General features: G+C 38.3%; 19 protein-coding genes. 4 read left to right on the plus strand and 15 right to left on the minus strand.

Annotation, left to right across the window (positions count from 1 at the left end):
* The first annotated feature begins 40 nt into the window (after window positions 1–40).
* On the plus strand, window positions 41–1,525 hold the full coding sequence (locus ABJG98_RS01210; RefSeq protein ID WP_348277628.1) for a S41 family peptidase: 1,485 nt from the start codon (window positions 41–43) through the stop codon (window positions 1,523–1,525).
* Window positions 1,526–1,665: 140 nt separating this feature from the next.
* On the opposite strand, the gene lepB is transcribed toward ABJG98_RS01210, so the two are convergent.
* From lepB to ABJG98_RS01265, 11 genes are all read right to left on the minus strand, one after another.
* Complete coding sequence (gene lepB / locus ABJG98_RS01215; RefSeq protein WP_348277629.1) at window positions 1,666–3,120, minus strand: signal peptidase I; 1,455 nt, start codon at window positions 3,118–3,120, stop codon at window positions 1,666–1,668.
* Window positions 3,121–3,124: 4 nt separating this feature from the next.
* Window positions 3,125–3,835 (minus strand): 4-hydroxy-tetrahydrodipicolinate reductase, encoded by a 711-nt coding sequence (dapB, locus tag ABJG98_RS01220; protein ID WP_348277630.1) that lies wholly within the window; start codon window positions 3,833–3,835, stop codon window positions 3,125–3,127.
* Between the two features lie 3 nt (window positions 3,836–3,838).
* Window positions 3,839–4,414 (minus strand): DUF5683 domain-containing protein, encoded by a 576-nt coding sequence (locus ABJG98_RS01225; RefSeq protein WP_348277631.1) that lies wholly within the window; start codon window positions 4,412–4,414, stop codon window positions 3,839–3,841.
* Between the two features lie 99 nt (window positions 4,415–4,513).
* A complete protein-coding gene (locus tag ABJG98_RS01230; RefSeq protein ID WP_348277632.1) occupies window positions 4,514–5,404 on the minus strand; it encodes a ParB/RepB/Spo0J family partition protein in 891 nt (296 codons plus the stop codon).
* Window positions 5,405–5,411: 7 nt separating this feature from the next.
* Complete coding sequence (locus tag ABJG98_RS01235) at window positions 5,412–6,188, minus strand: AAA family ATPase (protein ID WP_348277633.1); 777 nt, start codon at window positions 6,186–6,188, stop codon at window positions 5,412–5,414.
* Window positions 6,189–6,343: 155 nt separating this feature from the next.
* Window positions 6,344–8,161, minus strand: coding sequence for a membrane protein insertase YidC (gene yidC, locus ABJG98_RS01240; protein WP_348277634.1), 1,818 nt, complete (start codon window positions 8,159–8,161; stop codon window positions 6,344–6,346).
* Window positions 8,162–8,171: 10 nt separating this feature from the next.
* Window positions 8,172–9,791, minus strand: coding sequence for a CTP synthase (locus ABJG98_RS01245; protein WP_348277635.1), 1,620 nt, complete (start codon window positions 9,789–9,791; stop codon window positions 8,172–8,174).
* A gap of 66 nt (window positions 9,792–9,857) precedes the next feature.
* Complete coding sequence (locus tag ABJG98_RS01250) at window positions 9,858–10,958, minus strand: hypothetical protein (protein WP_348277636.1); 1,101 nt, start codon at window positions 10,956–10,958, stop codon at window positions 9,858–9,860.
* A 16-nt stretch (window positions 10,959–10,974) separates the two neighbouring features.
* A complete protein-coding gene (locus ABJG98_RS01255) occupies window positions 10,975–11,451 on the minus strand; it encodes a hypothetical protein (RefSeq protein ID WP_348277637.1) in 477 nt (158 codons plus the stop codon).
* Between the two features lie 2 nt (window positions 11,452–11,453).
* Window positions 11,454–11,876, minus strand: coding sequence for a hypothetical protein (locus tag ABJG98_RS01260; protein ID WP_348277638.1), 423 nt, complete (start codon window positions 11,874–11,876; stop codon window positions 11,454–11,456).
* Window positions 11,877–11,911: 35 nt separating this feature from the next.
* Window positions 11,912–12,448, minus strand: coding sequence for an RNA polymerase sigma factor (locus ABJG98_RS01265; RefSeq protein WP_348277639.1), 537 nt, complete (start codon window positions 12,446–12,448; stop codon window positions 11,912–11,914).
* A gap of 133 nt (window positions 12,449–12,581) precedes the next feature.
* Here ABJG98_RS01265 and ABJG98_RS01270 point away from each other — a divergent pair, with 133 nt between their 5' ends.
* Window positions 12,582–13,031 (plus strand): MarR family transcriptional regulator, encoded by a 450-nt coding sequence (locus ABJG98_RS01270; protein ID WP_348277640.1) that lies wholly within the window; start codon window positions 12,582–12,584, stop codon window positions 13,029–13,031.
* Here the strand turns inward: ABJG98_RS01270 and ABJG98_RS01275 are convergent.
* From ABJG98_RS01275 to serA, 4 genes are all read right to left on the minus strand, one after another.
* Entirely contained in the window at window positions 13,028–13,939 is a 912-nt protein-coding gene (locus ABJG98_RS01275) for a universal stress protein (protein ID WP_348277641.1), read from the minus strand. The two genes, ABJG98_RS01270 and ABJG98_RS01275, sit on opposite strands and share 4 nt — an antisense overlap.
* 150 nt (window positions 13,940–14,089) lie before the next feature.
* Window positions 14,090–15,160: an aminotransferase class V-fold PLP-dependent enzyme gene (locus ABJG98_RS01280; RefSeq protein WP_348277642.1), complete on the minus strand. Its 1,071-nt coding sequence runs from the start codon at window positions 15,158–15,160 to the stop codon at window positions 14,090–14,092.
* A 57-nt stretch (window positions 15,161–15,217) separates the two neighbouring features.
* A complete protein-coding gene (locus tag ABJG98_RS01285) occupies window positions 15,218–15,604 on the minus strand; it encodes a monothiol bacilliredoxin BrxC family protein (RefSeq protein WP_348277643.1) in 387 nt (128 codons plus the stop codon).
* A 75-nt stretch (window positions 15,605–15,679) separates the two neighbouring features.
* Window positions 15,680–17,572, minus strand: a complete 1,893-nt coding sequence (serA, locus tag ABJG98_RS01290) for a phosphoglycerate dehydrogenase (protein WP_348277644.1) — start codon at window positions 17,570–17,572, stop codon at window positions 15,680–15,682.
* A 30-nt stretch (window positions 17,573–17,602) separates the two neighbouring features.
* On the opposite strand from serA, the gene ABJG98_RS01295 reads away from it, so the two are divergent.
* Together ABJG98_RS01295 and ABJG98_RS01300 are read left to right on the plus strand one after the other, a co-directional pair.
* Window positions 17,603–18,883 (plus strand): serine hydrolase, encoded by a 1,281-nt coding sequence (locus ABJG98_RS01295; RefSeq protein WP_348277645.1) that lies wholly within the window; start codon window positions 17,603–17,605, stop codon window positions 18,881–18,883.
* 194 nt (window positions 18,884–19,077) lie between these two features.
* Entirely contained in the window at window positions 19,078–20,331 is a 1,254-nt protein-coding gene (locus ABJG98_RS01300; protein ID WP_348277646.1) for a cytochrome c3 family protein, read from the plus strand.
* Window positions 20,332–20,344 lie beyond the last annotated feature (13 nt).

Here is a 20,344-nt window from a genome sequence, read left to right on the forward strand (position 1 = left end):
GTGAACAATAGGATCTAGTTGTTCTAATTGAGTGAGAAATATGAAGTTGATTAAAAAGAGACTGATATGGTTAATGCTTGTAATAGGCATAACTTTTGGATGCAAGAAAGATGATGGGATATCAGTTGCACTTCAAAATGAAGTCAACGAGTTTGTGTGGTTTGCGATGAACGGCTACTACTATTGGCAGGCAGATGTTGAAGATTTAACCATTGAGAAGTACCCAACTTACAATGATTTGTATACTTTTTTGAATAGGTATAATCAACCTGAAACACTATTTGATGATCTTCTACATCCAGATGATCGTTTCTCTTGGATAGTAGATGATTATGAAGAACTTGAACAGTCTTTTCAAGGTGTAACTAAATCTTTTGGTTATAATCTTGGTCTGATACGAATAGCAAGCGGGAGCGATGATTTATTAGCCTATGTTAAATACGTGACCGCTGGCGGACCCGCTGAAAATGCTGGATTGTCTAGAGGCGATGTTTTCACAGAAGTGAATGGTCAGAAGCTGACAATAGATAATTATATACCGCTAGTTTTTGAAAGTGAAAATCTTATAATCACCTTATCAGAAATTCAGGACAATACAATTTCATCTACTGGACAAGAAGTTTCTTTGAGTGCGATTCAGATTGCGGAGAATCCTATTCTTATGTCTGAAACCTTTGAAATTGATGGATTGAAAGTTGGATACTTGGTTTACAATCAGTTTGTAAATAATGAAGGATACCATGAAGAATTGAATAATCTTTTTGGAACCTTTAAAACACAAGGTATAAATGACTTAATTCTCGATTTGAGATATAATCCTGGAGGATCAGTAGATACATCCGTCATTCTTGCATCTCTTATATATGGGAACGGCAGTTCCAATACAGTTTTTACTACATCTAGATATAATGAAGAATTAGAAGAAGCCTTGGCAAGAATAGGAGCAGATCTTAATGAGTATTTTACTGACGTTATTCCAGATGCAACAACCCCACTTAATAGATTGAATTTAAGTAGAGTCTTTATTTTAACTTCCAGCAGCACCGCTTCAGCTTCAGAATTAATAATATCTGGACTTGATCCTTATTTAGATGTAACTCTTATAGGTACTACTACAGTGGGAAAAAATTTAGGTTCAACTACCTTATATGATTCTCCAAATTACCGTAAAACACCAGACAATAGTAATGTCAATCATACTGATTCAAAATATGCTATTCAACCTATTATCAGCAGATTCACCAACGTAAATAATATAGATTATGGAGATGGATTCGTGCCCGATATTGTAGTAGATGAGGTGGACTACCTTGAAAGCTTACCACCTTTGGGAGATTTGAATGAGCCACTTTTAGCTGAAGCACTTGCTGTCATTACAGGAGTTGCACGAATAGAGAGACGATCCAATAGTGGAATGGAATCTATTCAAGATATTCGTCTCAGAAAATCCATTAGTACAATTCTTATCGACAATAAAGAAACTTTAGATTTAATCAGGAGTCAAATTTTCTCAGGCACTCAATGAGCCACCATTTAGAACATTTTTATCGAGCAGATGGAGAAAAAAAGGCACTCCTCCCGGGGTGCCTTGCTTTATTCTTCTTTCTAATCGTAGGAACAGGCTTTTTTATTGGCCTGTTTTTTCTTGTGCGCTGGCTATCCTAACTATTCAATACCATCAAACAATCTGCTCCACCTGATCTTATTGATAAAGCTTGCATTGGTATCATATGACATCCAGATGAAAGAGGCTTCACCCACAATATTGTCTTCAGGAACAAAACCCCAATAACGTGAGTCATCTGAAGCGTGGCGATTGTCGCCCATCATGAAATAATAGTCTTTCAGGAAAGTGTATTCGGACAGCTCCTCACCATTTACAGTGAGCTTGTCTATGTCAATCTCTACTGATTCATGGCCTTCATAGTTGGTAATCGTGGATCCGTACATGGCAAGGTTTTCTTCGTTCACTTCTATGGTCATACCTCTTGCCGGTACAGTAAGTGGTCCAAAAAAGTCACGATTCCATCGGAAATAAGTAGCATTGGGGAAAATATTTCTTTCCGCCTCGCCCGCTGGTATTAATTGCAATGTCACGCTTTCAACAAATGAAAGTTTTTCAAATTCGTTCGCCACTTTCGATGGCATTTGAACGAAATATCCATTCGGATGTCTGGATACGCTGTTGTATGGGTTCACATTAAGATTTTCAAATACTCGCTCTCGGATGGACTCATTGCTTCTTACAAAGTATTGATGTTGCATCAATGGAGGATTTTCCTGCTGCTCGCCATTTACAAATACCTGTGTATCTCTTACTTCAATGGTTTCTCCAGCAATTGCCACACATCTTTTGATGTAGTGTGTTTTCAAATCCATCGGATGATATCCACCATCCTTACGCTGATTGTAGTTATCGTTTACAGGATAGTTAAAAACAACTACATCGTTCCTCTCAACTTTCCCAAGTGACGGTAGTCTTAAGCTTGGAAGCGAAACTCCTGGAATGTATGATGGAATTTCCGTTCCCCAAATAGTTTGATGAGTGAGAGGAACTTGCAAGGGAGTTTGAGGAGTACGTGGGCCATACTCAGCTTTGCTTACAAACAAAAAGTCGCCAACCAATAAGGATCGCTCCATGGATCCTGTTGGTATCACATATGCTTCCATGAATATCCAACGCACAAATGTGGCACAGAATACCGCGAATACAACCGCCTCAAACCACTCTTTTCCGAATGATTTTTTTGGTTTGGGAATTTCTGTCGCCTTGTCTATATACTTGGTGTCTGACCATGCGATGTAGTTCATGTAAATGGGAGCAAGGACTACACCAAGAACCTGATCAAGGTAGGTGTACTTTCCGAATGACTTCATTAAGTCCAGGTGCATGGTAAGGCCAACGAAGAAATTGATTACCGGTACAAAAAGCAGCAATACCCACCATTTCGGTCGGCCTACAATTTCAAGATGTACATAGTAGTTCAGAATTGGGACAAAGCCTTTCCAGCCTTCTTTACCTGCTTTTTCAAAGAATTTGTAATAGGCAGTACCTTGAAGAACGTACCAGAGGATAAGGAACGTGATTACAAATACCGGATTAAAATCGTGAAAGTACATATGGTTAGTTATCGTTAATAAAATCTGACATTGTGAATACTCCTTTCTTTTTATGAATCCATTCTCCTACTTTCACTACGCCTTCAGCAAATATGCTTCTGTCATGTGCAGTGTGGGTGATTTCTATAGATTCTAAAGGAGTCGAATAGCTTACGGTGTGCGTGCCCGGGACGTTGGGTGTTCGCTCAGAAACTATTCCTAATTTTTTATGATCGGTAGATTCATCATTTATCCATTCGATAATGGATGGGTGTGAGGCGATTATGCCCTCAGCTAAAGTGATGGCAGTTCCGCTGGGACTGTCTTTTTTCTCCGTGTGATGAATTTCTTTCAGAGTAGGTTTAAAATCTAGTTGCGCCATTTTTTTTGCAAGCCATTTATTAAGCTCGAAGAATAGATTAACACCTATACTAAAGTTTGATGCGCATAGAAAGGTGCCGTTTTTTTCTTCACATAAATCTTCAACCAAGCCTAAATCATGCTGCCATCCGGTTGTACCTGAGATTACAGGAATTCCTTCAACTAGACAATGACAAACATTATTAAAAGCTGATTCGGGTTGTGTGAATTCTATTGCTAGGTCGATGGCTGAATTATTCAATTTGTTGAGATCAGAATTGTCGGCTACAATCAATGAAATCTCATGCCCGTATTCCAATGCAATTTTTTCAATGGCCTTACCCATTTTTCCATATCCTATCAAAGCAATTTTCATGGACTAAAATTTCAGTACAAATGAAACTCCTACAGCTTGCGAAAATAATGGAGTTGACTGAATAGATGGCTCGATACCGAAAGCAAGTTTGTCATTGATTTTAAACTCATCCAGATGTGCAGATACGTGAGCATCTACAATTTGAAGTATATAGAAGGCGGAACCAAGTATGATTAAGAAATCTCTATTCCTTCGAAAAACTTCTCTGCCTCTCACTAATGATGCTTCAGTAGATATGATGGATTGGTAGGGATTTGGTTGTCCTTTTGCGGTGAGTAGAGCCGCATTTCTCAATCCGTGATATACTTTATTGTTATAGTTGATGAAATGGCCAAAAGTCAAAACACCTGTTAAAACTATCGGAACCTTCCAATATTGCTTATTGTAAGCTTGACCCATTCCAGGTAAAATAGCAGATAGGAGAGCCGCACGCTGCGGGTTTAGCTCAGAAACTTCTTCGAATAGTTCGGCATCTTCTTCCGCTTTTAAAAAGGTAGAATCATCAATCAAGACTGGTTTGTCTTGAGACATGCCGATAAAGCTGTAGCTGAATATAAAAACAAATAATAGTTTTTTCATCATTCGGGGCAATTGCTCTGCAAAGTTCGCGCCTAAACCTGAATAATTGAGTAATTCCGGGTAAAATTAAGTTGCTAAATGTAGTCTTTCAGAATTGACCTAAAGATCTAAAATTTCAAGAATCCTATTCAAATCCTCCGTGGACGAAAAAGGAATTTTGATTTCTCCTTTGTTTTGATCGTTAGACTTAACAGCAATCTTAGAACCGAAGTGAGAGGAAAGCTTGCTCTGCAGCTTTTTGATCTCAGGATCAACGGCTGCAGGTTTTGATTCCTTTTCTTCCTTACTTCCTTTCGATCGCACCAGCTCCTCTACCTTTCTTACCGATAGATCTTGCTTGATGATTTGATTGAAGATATCAAGCTGAAGCGACACATCATCTACGGAAATTAGAGCTCTTGCATGACCCATGCTTAGCTTACCGTCACGCAAAGCCACCTGAATATCTGGTGGAAGCTTTAGCAAACGTAGGTAGTTGGTGATCGTACTGCGATTTTTGCCCACACGATCACCAAGCTGCTCTTGCTTTAAGTCACACTCTGCCAAGAGTCGTTGATAACTCAATGCAATTTCTATTGCGTTTAAGTTTTCACGTTGAATATTTTCAATAAGAGCCATTTCCAGCATTTGCTGGTCATTCGCTATACGGATATAGGCTGGAATGGATGTTAGGCCTGCTTTCTTGCTTGCTTGAAGCCTACGCTCACCAGAGATTAGCTGAAATTCTTTATCGCTTAGCGCACGTACGGTTATGGGCTGAATAATGCCTTGTACCTTGATTGATTCCGCAAGATCATTGAGTGCATCTTCGTCAAAGTCAGATCTTGGTTGCCATGGATTGGTTTCAATTTTAGAGATATCAATCTCACTTATCGCTCCTCTGGGAGTAGCGCCAGAGCCACTAATTTTTCCTTTCTCTCCAGAGTCTTCCAGAAGAGCCCCCAAACCTCTTCCTAAGCCTGATCTTTTCTTGAATTTACTCTCTGCCATGTTCTCTTCAGGCTGCTTTTACTTCGTTTCTAACTAAAATTTCTTTGGCTAAATTAAGATAGCTAATCGACCCTTTGCTGTCTGCATCATGGGTGATGGCCGGCATTCCGAATCCTGGAGATTCACTTAGCTTGATATTCCTTGGTATCATAGTGCTGAAAACCATCGACTCAAAATGCATTTTCACTTCTTCTACGACCTGATTGGCTAGATTAAGTCTCACATCATACATGGTGAGTAGTATTCCTTCTATTTCCAAATCTGGATTCAATCTAGTTTGTATAATCTTAATCGTATTAAGGAGTTTACCTAAACCTTCAAGAGCAAAGTATTCACATTGAACAGGCACAACAACTGAGTCTGAAGCAGTAAGTGCATTAATTGTAATCAAACCAAGCGAAGGTGAGCAATCGATAATGATGAAGTCATAATCGTCTCTGATCTCAGCAAGTGCTTGCTTCATTTTTTCCTCACGCTCTTCAATATTTACCATCTCTACTTCAGCACCTACCAAGTCTATGTGAGAAGGAAGGAGATCAAGGAATTTTATTTGGGTCTTTACGATACTTTCTTTTGCGCTTGCTCCGTCTACCATGCACTCGTAAATGCTCACTTCTACCTCTTTGGGATCAACGCCCACGCCAGATGTTGCATTGGCTTGCGGATCTGCATCCACGATTAGCGTTTTAAACTCAAGGGCGGCTAGACTTGCAGCCAGATTGATTGCTGATGTTGTCTTGCCAACTCCGCCTTTTTGATTTGCGATAGAAATGATTTTACCCATAGTTTCGTTTTTCAGATGTGATTTTAGGTAGTGTAAAGGACACAAATATATCCAACCTGATCTCAAGATAGTCATGTTGTGAATAACTTGTGTAAAAAAGAAAAACCTTGATTCAGTGAATTTGAATCAAGGTTTTTAGTGTAGATATCAACAATCTATTTTTTCTTTTTGCTCTTTTTCTGCGCTTCCTGATTTGCCTTCATTGCTTCTTCGAGTCTTGTCTGGAATTTAGACTTCTTCTTGTTAGCATTCTTCTTCTTATTGCTCTGAAGAAGTTTATGGATTTTATCCTCATCGATGATTTTTCTAAACAGGACGGTCTGACCAAAAGTCGTCATGTTGGAGACGAAATAGTAGAATGTAAGTCCTGATGCGTAGCTATTCAATACGAACAAGAACATAATTGGCATCATGTACTGAAGCGTTTTCATCGGTCCCTGAACTGTAGTGATTTGACTATTACTCCATGTGTATAGAATCGTAGACAATGTCATCAGCAGTGTAAACAAACTAACATGGTCTCCATAAAACGGAATCGTAAATGGTAGTGTCAACACACTGTCATAAGTTGATAAATCATGCGCCCACAAGAAGGCTTGTTGTCTCAATTCTACGGCATTCGGAAAGAAGAAAAACAAGGAGAATAAGATAGGCATCTGGAGTAGCATGGGGATACATCCACTTACAGGATTAATTCCAACTTGCTGATACAATTTCATCTGCTCTTGCTGAGCTTTCTGTGAATCTCCTTCATGCTTGGCTTTGATTTCATCCAACTCTGGCTTCATGGCTCTCATCTTTGCCATCGACATGTGGGATTTCCAGGTTAATGGTGAAAGAATCAATCTAATCACGATTACGACGATCAATATGATAATACCGTAATTGGTAAAAAATCGCTCTAAAAAGTGGAAAATAGGGATAATAAGGTATTTGTTCACTAATGGAAGTGGTCCCCATCCCATGTCCAGATTTTCTTCGAATTCAGGAGTTACTTTCTTTAGGATATCATATTTATTAGATCCAAAGTAATACCTCGCACTAAAGCCATTGGAAAAATCAGAATATGGTATCAACATTTGCATTGACAGATTTTTGACAGACGTAGTGTCTGCATAATCAACCGTTTGACTGATGTATCCTGACTTAAATGAAGTCTTTGCAATAATTGCCGCAGTAAAAAATTTCTGTTTGAACGAAACCCATTTTACTTGTGCGCCTAAGGTCTCATCTTCAAATTCTGTTGAGCGTTCTGACAGTTCATCATATTCACCATCAGTTCTATAATATCTCACATTACTATTTAAGCGACCATCTTCAAGATTTTGCTCAGCTCTATTGATTGCATGGACCCAATTGAAGTTAACATCTGTTGGATTTAAAATGCTATTCAAGCCCTTGGCTTCAATGCTGTAAGCAACTTCAAATCCAGTAGGGGGAATAAGGTATTTTTGGATGATGGAGAAAGTTCCATCTGAAAGCAGGTATGTGATTTGTGTGGTATCACCGAAGTTTTTTACGCTTGGAACGTAGGTTAACTCTGAAAGATTAATCTTTCTGCCATTGTGATCCACAATCAAATCAGTCTTGGACTTAGATCCATCAACAAGCACCAAAGGGTTACCCAAGTAATCCTTATGGTTATTCAAAACCACATCTTTTATACGACCACCTTTATTTGAAAATGAGATGGATAACTCCTTATTCTCAATTGTCTTTAGCTTTTCCTCACCTTCAGATGCAAATGCAAATGCACCATACTTCTGAGTGTTTAGTGAAGCTTGCACCGAGTCAGGAATTGCAGGAGCGATTGACGGAATATCTTGAGTTGTAGATTCTTCAACTACTTCAGCGATTGGTTCTTCTTGGGTTGAGAGTTCTTCTGGAACTGGAGGCTCAGGAGCAAACCAGGTAAAGTAGACGGCCAATAAGGCAAACATTAGGATTAGTCCTATAAATTGATTTCGATCCATTTATTATGAATTATGCCTCTTGACTTTTCTTTAGATCAAGAGACGCTTTGACAAATTTTACAAATAGTGGATGTGGATCCATTACGGTTGACTTCAGTTCTGGGTGGTACTGAGTTCCAACAAACCATGGATGATCTTTTATTTCCATTATTTCCACAAGATTAGTGTCTGGATTTATTCCTGTTGCAGTCATTCCAGCATTTTCATATTCTTCCAGATACTTATTATTGAACTCATATCTATGACGATGACGTTCCATAATCTTTTTAGATCCATACGCAGCATATGCTCTGCTTCCTTTTTTGAGTTCGCAAACATAAGCTCCAAGTCTCATCGTTCCGCCCATATCTTTGATGTTTTTCTGACTTTCCATCAAGTCGATAACCGGGTAGGAGGTCTTTGACATTTCTTTGCTATTGGCCTTTTTCTTCCCGAGAACGTTTCTAGCAAACTCAATAACTGCACATTGCATCCCTAAACAGATGCCAAAGAAAGGAATCTTATTTTCTCGAGCATATTGAACAGCGGATATTTTCCCTTCAATTCCTCGCTCACCAAAACCCGGAGCTACCAATATACCGTCTAGTCCACTCAGGGCCTTATGCACATTATCTCCATCCAGTTCTTCTGCATGTATCCAATTCACATTTACTTTGCATTCGTTCGCTGCTCCTGCATGGATGAAAGATTCAGCAATTGATTTATAGGCATCTTGCAACTCCACATATTTACCAATCAGTCCAATGTTTACAGAAGCTGTTGGATTCTTTAATCTGCCTAGAAATTCCTTCCACTTATCAATCTTTGGCTCTTTTTTGTACGGCATCTTAAACTTAGTGAGCACTCGCTCATCTAGTTTTTCTTTTCGCATCAGTATTGGAACATCGTAGATCGTTGGTGCATCCAATGCTTCGATGACCGAATTAATTGGAACGTTACAGAATAGCGCTAATTTCTTTCTTATCTCTTGAGTAATGGGGTATTCCGAGCGACATACGAGAATATCTGGTTGAATACCAGCCTCTAATAATTCCTTAACTGAATGTTGAGTTGGTTTTGTCTTCAGTTCGCCAGACGCCTTTAAGTATGGTATTAAGGTTAGGTGAATGGAAATACTGTTTGTTGGACCAAGCTCAAATTTGGCTTGCCTTACAGCTTCTACAAATGGCAAAGACTCAATATCACCGACACATCCGCCAATCTCTGTGATTACAACATCATATTTTCCGGTTTCTCCTAGCTTGTAGATGTTGTTTTTAATTTCGTCTGTAATATGTGGAATTACCTGAACGGTTTTTCCAAGAAATTCGCCCTGGCGCTCTTTTTGGATTACGTTATAATAGATTCTGCCAGTAGTGACATTATTGGATTGAGATGTCTCAATGCTCAGGAAACGTTCATAATGACCAAGGTCAAGATCAGTTTCAGCTCCATCATTGGTTACATAGCATTCGCCATGTTCGTATGGATTGAGAGTACCCGGATCAATGTTGATGTAAGGGTCAAATTTCTGAATGGTTACGGATAAGCCTCTGGCCTGTAGTAGTTTACCGAGAGAAGCTGCGATGATTCCCTTTCCTAGGGAAGATGTTACACCGCCCGTAACAAAAATGTATTTCGTTTTAGACATGAAGAGCGTTTTCCTTTTCCTTGTTACGGGACGCAAAGGTAGGCTTTTATTCCATTTCGCAGGTGTTTATTTAAAAGGTATTCTATAAGAAATCGAAGCGCCGAAATATCCGATCGGTTCAACCTCAATAAACTCGCCTGGTAACTGTACTGGAAAGCTGTAGGTAAAGTTTAAAAGAAAATAGAATCGATCAGTTGAAAGAGAGAGCGGAAGGGTAAATGCATAATTAAGAATCCCGAATGCATTGCTGTCAACATACTCTGTTACTTCATAGCCTTCATTGGCTATGGTTTGTAATGTAGCCTGATCTTGAGCAGAAAGATCGGCAGAATTTCGTAAATCGATTAGAAGTTCATTGCGAGTTTGCTCATTTATTACATCTTGATTGTATGCACGTAAGATGAGAAATGCTATGAATTTTCTTTGCTCATTCGTTAGGGTGGCAAACGAAGTTATACGTTTAATTCTGTCGGCGGTTTGGACGCTTACCTCACGATTGGTAATTCGCAATTGCGTAATGTCACTATTCCCAGCCATCATACTGGCAGATGGGTAGAGGTTTATACTTTTAAATATCCACCACCTACCAAGATCGATAGTCCCAGTGAAGTTGGTGATGATTCGATTAGCTGTTTCATCTCCAAATAAAAATGAGTAATCAACCGATGTAAAGCCCCATTTGAAGTCGTAACTCAAAGAGCCACCTAAAGAATAAGTAAGTGGATTATTTGAAGAATCTTTAGGGTTGTAAAACCATTTTTCAGCATCTATGGAATAACTCCATTTTGGATTTTCAAAATTACCCAGATAGCCCATAGATAAAACAGTAGGGTTATAGTTGGGGTCAACTCCACTATTCCAATACCCGGCGAGATCACCATAGAATCCGGAATTATGATAAAATGAAATTCCAGGAGATATTCCACTTTGACTAATATTATAGTCGCGGCCTGCGCTGGTTACGTTAGTAGTGAACCCTAAGCGAACATTAAGCTCATTTGATTGAATAACATCTGCTGAAAACAGACTATCAATAAGGTTAAATATGGACATTGAATCCATTTCTTCCTCAATTGCCTTTAATTGCTCTGCATAGCTCAATTCTTCTTGTGAGTATAAAGGAAAAGCTATGATCAGCAACACCAATATGGTGAATGATCGATGCATCAGGTAGGTAGGTGGTTTAGTTGCGTCGATCGTTCAACCGATCGTTATTTCTTTTTTGCTTCTGACGCTTCATCTGTTCAGCACGGATTCTTCTCAGCAACATTTCTTTGAAATCGTTTTCAGCCTTTCTCAGATTGTTCAATTGACGCGTGGTAATTACCTTCAATATTCGATCTGAATACGCTCGTTCAAGTTTCAACTGACGTTCCTTAACCTGATTAGCCATTTCCAGCATCTTCTTGTTCTCTTCTTCAGATGCTCTATTAGGATCAAATGTTCTCCTGGCGTGATCAAAATCTTTTCTGATTTCCAGCCTTTGTTTCCCAAACTCTCGATAAATCGGCCAAAACTTTTCTGCTTGTTGAGGACTGAGTTCCAGACGCTCCGTGATGAGAGCAATTTTAGCAGCTTCTATCTTCTTCATCGCCTCTGGACTTTGACCCAAAGCACTCAAAGAGACACATACTGCAATTACTAATATTACCTTTTTCATTTTTATAAATATTCGTCTTCTAAATCATATTCTAATAGTACATCATCGATAGCTTGATCACCGAGATCAATGCCATCTAAAACGTTCGTATCTTCAAAATTCAATTCATCAGCATCATCACCGAAGGCGGTAGCAATGTCATACTCATCTAGTTCTACTTGATCTAGATAAGCTACTATTTCATCTTGTGATACTTCGGCGAGAAGCTGTTCAGGTGAAGGAGCATTATCAGGAAGTATAAACACAAAAGTTATCAGTAGTAAAAAAGATGCTGCGAGGGCCAAAGACCAGGATGGGATTCCATTTCTCTCCGGCTTTGACGATGAAGAAATTCGCTGTTGAATTTTCAGTGGCAAACTTTCAAAGTAGCCATCTGGCACTTTAAATATTTCTTTTTTGTCAATATTGTTTAGCTTGTATTTCATCGCGTGTTCATTAGATCATTCAAAAACTGAAAGGTTTAATCAGGGTTAATAAAATCTTCAATTTTTTTCACTGCATGATGGTAACTGGCCTTAAGAGCTCCAACACTGGTACCTGTTATTTCTGCAATTTCCTTAAACTTCATATCCTCATAGTATTTCATGTTAAACACAATTCGCTGCTTATCTGGCAGCTTAAGTAAAGCTTTCTGTAACTTCATTTGTACCTCATCACCTGTGGGCTCAACGGAACTGATAAGTTTTTCTGTGAGCTCTCCTTCCAAATCGTGTATTGGAAGAAAAAAGCGTCTTTTTTTCTTCTTTAAAAAATTAAGACATTCATTGGTTGCAATTCTATAAATCCAGGTGTAGAGCTTGGCATCTTCACGGAATTTGCTGAGGTTGTGCCATACTTTGACGAAAATCTCTTGCACAAGATCATTTGAATCGTCATGATCAATTACCATTTTCCTGACATGCCAATAAATACGTTCCTGATACTCTCGCACCAATAAATTGAACCCGTAATTACGAGTCTCTTCTTCACGAATCTTTTCTATGATCAGATCTTCCAATTTTTTTCAGGTGGGTATGAGACTTAGATGCTAAAGATAATCGATGGTTTAATCACTCATTAAAATATTTGTTGAAGCAACCTTTTTTAAGAAATGTTGTTACATTTAATGTAATTGTATTCAATGTGAACCCATGGGCATATCAGAAGAAATAAAACAGGAGAAGTTTAAAAGTGAGTTTTCTAAAGCTGTAGTCAATATTTTATATACTAATTCATGGATCAATCAGCAAAATCTGCAGTTGTTTAAATCCTATGGTCTAACTACACCTCAGTTCAATATTTTGAGAATTCTCAGGGGACAGCATCCCAATCCCGCAACAGTTAATTTGCTAATTGATCGGATGCTAGATAAAAGTTCTAACGCATCTAGAATTATTGATAAATTGGAACAGAAAGGACTGGTTGTAAGAAGTCAATGCTCAAAGGATCGGAGAGCAGTGGATGTTTTGATTTCAGCTAGAGGACTTGATTTATTAGCTAAAATGGACGATGAGATGCATGCTTGGGAACGGTCCTCAAATAATCTTACGGAGAAAGAAGCTGAAATGCTCAACTTCTTACTCGATAAAGTTAGAAGTTAGCTTAGATCCTTAAGCGTTTCAAGAATTCCTGCAACTGCACCTTTCTTTCTAATGATCAGTAGTGGGATATCCTCGTTGATTCGTATCATTCGTTCAGATTTGCTCCCGATGAAGAGGGCGGAAGTAGTTGTTCTTCCTTTGGCACCCATGATCACTAGATCAACTTTCTTCTTAGCTGCTTCTTGCAATACTAAATCAATGATTTTACCATCTTTATCTAGTGAGCATACCGGAATCAATTCTTGTGATTTTATATCAGCTTTTTTGATTAATATTTCCAGGTCTCTAGTGGCATGGCCCTTCATGATCTTGGCAAATTGGTCATAAGTTTTGCCAGAGTATCTATAACTGGATGGTACCTGATATACATTTTGAAGGTAAATCTTTGATTTAAGATCTTTGGTAAGGAGTAATGTTCTTTTCAATGAAAGCGCGGAGTAATCTGAAAAATCAACAGGTATGAAGATTTTATCCAACTTCAATTTTACCCCTTCTGGAATCAGCAGAAGGTTGCATGGAGATCGTCTTGCAACTCTTGTGCTAAGTACTGAATCACTTACTTTTTTCCTGCCCAAAATAAGTAGATCAGATTTTTGATCGTTAGCTACCTTTAAAATTTCTTTAGTTTCTCCACCTTGTCTGACCAGTATTTTAGTAGGCACATCACATTTAAAATGCTTCTTGATAAGTTTTTTAATTTCATCTTTTCTTTCTTCCAAAGCTTTATCTAAAAGGTCGGGGAATTCCTTTAAGACTGAATCTGGCAGATTAAAATCTTTAATCACATTCAGAAATGTGATGTGTGTTGCTCCGGCTGCTTCGCTCAGTGCACATGCGTTTTCAATAAGCCCTTTGTCCATATCTGAATGGTCAAGGCAAACAACAATTTTTTTAAGCGGTGAAATCAATTTTATACGGCGTTTATTTAGTGCAAAGGTATTATTGATATTTGATCAATCAATAATGAAATTCTCTTTTTCAAAATATTTTTTCTTAAAATATTCATGTCGAGAAAATAATACTCTGAATAAATGAAAATGTTTCGCTTTAACAGAATATTATTTTATTTTCTCCATCATATCAGATAGCATTTCTATAGACTCTTTAGAGTGTGTAGGGAAGTTAGCTATTCTGATATGATTTTCCTTGTGGACACCGTAACCACTTCCTAATATCAATCCTTTCTTTTGGAAGAAATTAAGAATCTCCCTCGACATGGATGATTTAGCTACTATTGTTGTTTTTGAACGATGTTCTTTCGATTCCACAAAGTGATCAAGATAGGGATGAGTTTCTATCATTTGGTTAAGAATAGCTGCTTTATAGGTGGTGTCGTTCCTCATTCGCTGCACTCCGGCTTGCAAAATATCTTTTACTACTCTACCAAGAATATAGATATATAACATGTTTGGTGTTTCTGGCGTTTGATATTTATCACCAAATTTCTTCAAATTTGGCAGTGCTCGGTAGGAGCCCAATGAAACGAGCTTAGCTCGTTCAAGTGCAACTTCATGACATCTCTCATTGACTATCCAAACGCCGAGACCGCTCGGCATTCCAAATGCCTTTTGGGTAGAAAAGTATGCGGTGTCAACATTTTTAAAATTTATTGGAAGGGAAGGGGTTGCACTGACAACATCTAGTGCAATTAATTTTTTGGGATATCTATTTCTAAGATTCTCTAGTTCCTCTTCCAAAAAGCTATAACCAACACTTGTCTCGTTTTTAGTGACTCCTATCAACTCTGCTCCGTCTGGAACATTCCATTCAGTAAACTTCGCTCCATCGTTTACGCGTGTTAGCGTACTCGACTTTCGGTGCTCGCGCGCGAAATCATAAAATTTTTGACTAAATGCTCCATTTGCAAAGTGATGCGAGCTATTATCTACTAAGTTTTGGACAATGCGGTCCCACGCTTCATTTGCAGAATTGAGAAAGTAGATATTGTATCCATCCGGAAGTTCTAGCAATTCTCTAAGTGATTCAGTAGTTTCTTGAACCACTTTTATGAAATCCGCACTTCTGTGAGATATAGAAGGGATATCATGAAACAATGCTTTTTTTAAGTGCTCTTCAAAAGTGTAGAAAAGCTGTGCAGGACCAGGAGTAAAATAGATTTTGTTGGACATAAAAAAAGCTCTTAAAGTAAGAGCATTATAATCTTAAAAAGATGGTTAAGGTTCCTTTCAGACCCTTGTTTCCATCCATTTGAACGTTCTATTTATGATTTTTAGCGCCAGTTTTATTTTCTTTACGCTAATCATTTCCCTAGACTCATCATACATAGTAACTCCATCAGCAAAAAGTAGAACCTGAGGATACTCATTCATTACACCAGCCATGTCAGTAACTGCCTCTGCCACTTCTTTGTCTTTCATTACATCAATTAGGTATAAATCAAGGTTTTCAGGTGAAATAGACCAGTCTCTTACAAGAGTTTCCATTGCTTGAGTACTTTCCGGAGAAGATGGTCGGTGTTTAAAAACGAGCGCAGGCTTCTCTTTGGAGCGTTCTACAAGTCTGTTGAACTCCTCGATTGTACCAAGCGATTTCCAATTAAGCGGATAACTCATTATTTACAATTTAGCTTAATAAACGTTTTAATAAGCTCTCTAGGTTGGGTGGTATTACTAAAATTTGCTTTAAACTTAATATAAAACTCGGAATCTAAGGGTACCTCGTACCCTTTTTAAGTCTTTTATTGCCTCCTCTTTATAGTTCTTATCTATATCCGTAATAACATAGCCAATTATATCATTAGTTTTCAAATATTGTCCTCCAATATTAATGTTATGCTTAGCTAGCACATTGTTGATTTCTGCAAGCACTCCTGGTTCATTTTTATGAATGTGGATGAAGCGATGGGCACGACTTAAACCTGGCAATGTGATATTTGGAAAGTTAACGCTGTTAGTTGTGGATCCGGTATTTATATACTCAATTATTTTGGACGGCACAAAATCAGCTATATTCTCCTGAGCTTCCCGTGTACTTCCTCCTACATGAGGAGTTAAAATTGTGTTTTTTAAGCCCATTAAGGGCGATTTGAATGGGTGATCATTACTCAATGGCTCTTCAGGAAATACATCAATACTAGTTCCATGAATTTTCCCATTTTGAATATTTGCAACCAAAGCATCAATATCTACAATGTGTCCACGGCTTAGATTGATGAAAACCACACCATCTTTCATTATTTCGAATTCCTTAGATTTAATCATGTGTTCGTTATCCTCACGTCCATCTACATGAATACTAATGATGTCTGAAGTCTTTAATAATTGATCTAAGTTTTGGCATGGAGTGGCATTACCTAGAGCCAATTTCTCTTCTAAATCATAATATTGGACATTCAGACCTACAGACTCTGCGAGAACGGATAATTGCGATCCAATTTTACCATATCCAATAATTCCCAATGTTTTCCCACGAATTTCAAAGCTGCCAACAGCTGACTTGTTCCATTTACCTTGATGCATTTGATACATCTTATCAGGCAGATTTCTCATTAGGATGATGATTTCAGCCAGAGCTAACTCAACTACAGATCGAGTATTGGAAAATGGTGCATTAAATACTGCAACTCCTTTTTTTAGTGCCGAGGAGAGATCGATTTGATTCGTTCCTATGCAAAAAGCACCGATAGCCAACAATCGTTTGGCATTTGCGATAACTTTATCGGTGACAATGGTCTTTGATCGAATGCATAATACACTCACATCCTTGACAGCCTCAGCAAGTTCATCTTCTGTCATTCCACCTGAATAAACCTCTACCTGATAACCTTCATCTTTTAATCGTTTGACCGCACCTTCATGAATATTTTCGAGTACTAGAGCTTTGATTCTGTTTTTAGGATAAGAATGGGCCCTTTCTAGTTTCTGAGTAAACAGAAACTCATCAAGTGAAGGTGCCTCATGATCCGCCTCATTTAAAATCTTCTCCCTACGTACATTCTCGGTAAATGCATAAAACTTATGAGCCAAACCAGCTTTTTTGATTTCAAAATCTGTGAATCCATCACCAAGTACAAACACCTCTCCATCTAACTTGAGACTTTTAATGAGGTTGGGTTTACCATTGTTTTCAGAGAGGAGATTATTTTCATCAAAACCGATAATAACTCCATCCGCATCATAACTAAATTCATTTGCGAATACATTCTCTTCTAGGATTCCGAATTTCATGACAATTGGAACGATGAAATCCTTAAACCCATTTGAGACAATAAAAATCTGATCTGTATACTTATTAATAAACTCTGTATTTCTTTTAAATGAGGGGGAAACAAGAGAGCCCAACCTATCGACAAGTTCTGGTAAGTGATTTTTGTTGGCCTGTAAAATATCGATACGTCTTTTCAAAGATTCCCGGAAAGACATTCCTCCTTCCATACCTTGATCGGTGATCGACTTTATTTCATCAATGGCTTTCGCTTGATTTTTGTTATCCTTGAGAGAGATTTCCGCAAGTACATCCAAGGCTTCCACTTGGGTGAAAGTGCTGTCGAAATCAATAATGAAATATTTGGTTTGCTCCATCGATAATCAGGTAAGGGTCAAAAATAGAACATGCTAAAACTCCGACATACGTTATTTTCAGTTTTCTTTTTTGCAATCGTTTTCGGCAACGCCCAAGCATTCGAAACAATGAGCAACAATATTGATAGCGTAGTATATGATGCTATTAAAGATCAAGCGTTTCCTGGGTGCGTGGTTTATATCAGCAAAGATGACAGCATATTATTCATGCGATCATATGGGCATCACACATATGATTCCTTGAGAAGAGTGGCCGTTAATGATATATATGATTTAGCATCTATTACCAAGGTAGTAGGTGGTACGCTTGCCATGATGAAATTGTATGATGATGGAAAGTACAATCTGGACGACCGCATCGGTGACTACATAGATAAAATCGGCAAAGTTGGCAAAGTCACCTTCAGAGAAGTTCTTACACATCAAGCAGGTCTTTACCCTTGGATACCTTACTATGAGGAAGTAAAAAGAAAAAACGGCAAGTTTAAGAGTAAGACGATATCATCCAATTTGGATGATGATTATTCATATCAGCTGAGTGATAGTTTGTATTTGCATTCCGGTTTTTACGAAAAAATAAAAAAAATGATCAGGAAAAGTGATGTTGCTCGCGAAAAGAAATACCGCTATTCCGGATTGTTTTTTTATCTGATTCCCGAGCTAGTTGAGAGTCTAACTGATACTTTGTATCAGGAATATCTAGAAACAAATTTTTATCATCAGGTAGGAGCAAAGACTCTGATGTTCAATCCATTAGACAAATTTTCCCTTCATCAAATCGCACCGACAGAAATAGATACATTTTTCCGAATGGAACCGATACATGGAAAGGTACATGATGAAGGTGCAATTATGATGAAGGGCGTATCAGGCAATGCTGGATTATTTAGCAATGCAGAGGATTTAGCTTCAATATTTCAAATGCTTTTGGACGAGGGTAAGATTGATAGTTTACAATTGCTATCACCTCAAACAATTCAACTTTTCACAACCACTCAGTATCCGAATAATGATAACAGGAGAGGCTTGGGTTTTGATAAGCCCTTACTACAATACGATTCAATTGCAAGTAGTGTGGCTCAAAGCGCAAGTTTCAAGAGTTATGGCCACTCGGGATACACTGGCACTTTAGCATGGGCTGATCCTGAGTCTGACCTGATATTTATTTTTCTTACAAATCGTGTGTATCCCTCGAGAACTTTTAGAGCATTGTACCAACGCAATGTCAGACCTACAATTCATCAGTTCATTTATGACTATTTAAAGGATATTGAAACCCAAGAAAACGACCCTGTCGAAAACACCAAATAAACAAAGCGATTTGCTTATTTAAAATTATTCTAAATAAGGTGTTTAATTGGAATTTAAATATTCTTAATCAGTTGATGATCAGTAGTTTGTGAAACAAAATGATGTAATGATAATTGGGGATTATTACCCACCTTTGAAAAACAACACCCCAATGTTACTTTTGTACGCGTTTGATCTCAAGCCCATCGGAATACATGTTTAAAACAACACCGAATCTAACCAAAATCTTCCTAGGCCTGGCCCTTGGACTATTTGCATCTACGAGCTTAATTGCTCAGGAAATCCCAACTGACGAAAGCGTTATTGCTGCCGGCGAATCTACTTTCAAGACGAACTGTACCACGTGTCACAGAATCTGGGAAGTCCGCATCGGTCCAGCTCTTAGTGGCGTTACAGAAAAAAGATCCGTTGAGTGGTTGAATTCCTGGATTAAAAATTCTCAAGCAATGATTGCTTCGGGAGATGAAGATGCAATAGCTATCTACGAAGAGTACAATAAGACTTTGATGCAAGCCTTCCCTTTCAATGACGATCAGGTCATGGAAATTCTTGCTTACATCAATGCTGAGACTGCTAAAGGACCACCAGTTGAGGAGATTACTGTTGCAACGGCTGGGGATGGAGGAGGAGACTCCATTTCTTCCTCTTATCTGATGGCGGTGATTATCATCCTGGTAGTAGTTCTTGCACTTGCTGTTATCGCTTTGATTATTGCGGCAAGAACTTTAGTTAAACACCTGAAGGATGTTAAAGGGCTGGATGAAGCTGAGCAGGAAATTGTATCTCAGGAATTTAATGTAGCCGCTTTCTTAAAGAGCAACAATTTTGTCGGCTTGGTGATCTTCGTTTTCACAATCATTGTATTAAAAACCCTAATTGATGGGGCATTTACCATCGGTGTACAACAAGGATATCAGCCCACTCAACCGATTGCATTCTCACACGAAATTCATGCGGGACAATATGAGATCGATTGTCAGTATTGCCACACGGGTGTGAATAAGTCTAAATCGGCAAACATTCCTTCACCAAACATTTGTATGAATTGCCATACACAAGTAAAGACAGAATCAGAAGAAATTCAAAAAATCTACGCGGCGATCGATTACGATCCTGAAACCCAAACATATGGTACGGACACTCAGCCTATCGAGTGGGTAAGAATTCATAACCTTCCTGATTTGGCGTACTTCAATCACTCACAGCATGTGAAAGTGGCTGGTTTGGAGTGTGAGACGTGTCACGGACCTGTGAAAGAGATGGAAGTGGTATATCAGTATTCTACCTTAACAATGGGATGGTGTATCAATTGTCATAGAGAAACTGATGTAAATACGAAAGGAAACGAATATTATGACAAACTTGTGAAGCTCCACTCAGAGCAGAGCAAGGAGCCAATGAAGGTTGAAGATATCGGTGGGTTGGAATGTGCTAAATGTCACTACTAATATTCGAAAACAG

Source organism: Ekhidna sp., from assembly GCF_039960695.1.
Lineage (GTDB): Bacteria > Bacteroidota > Bacteroidia > Cytophagales > Cyclobacteriaceae > Ekhidna.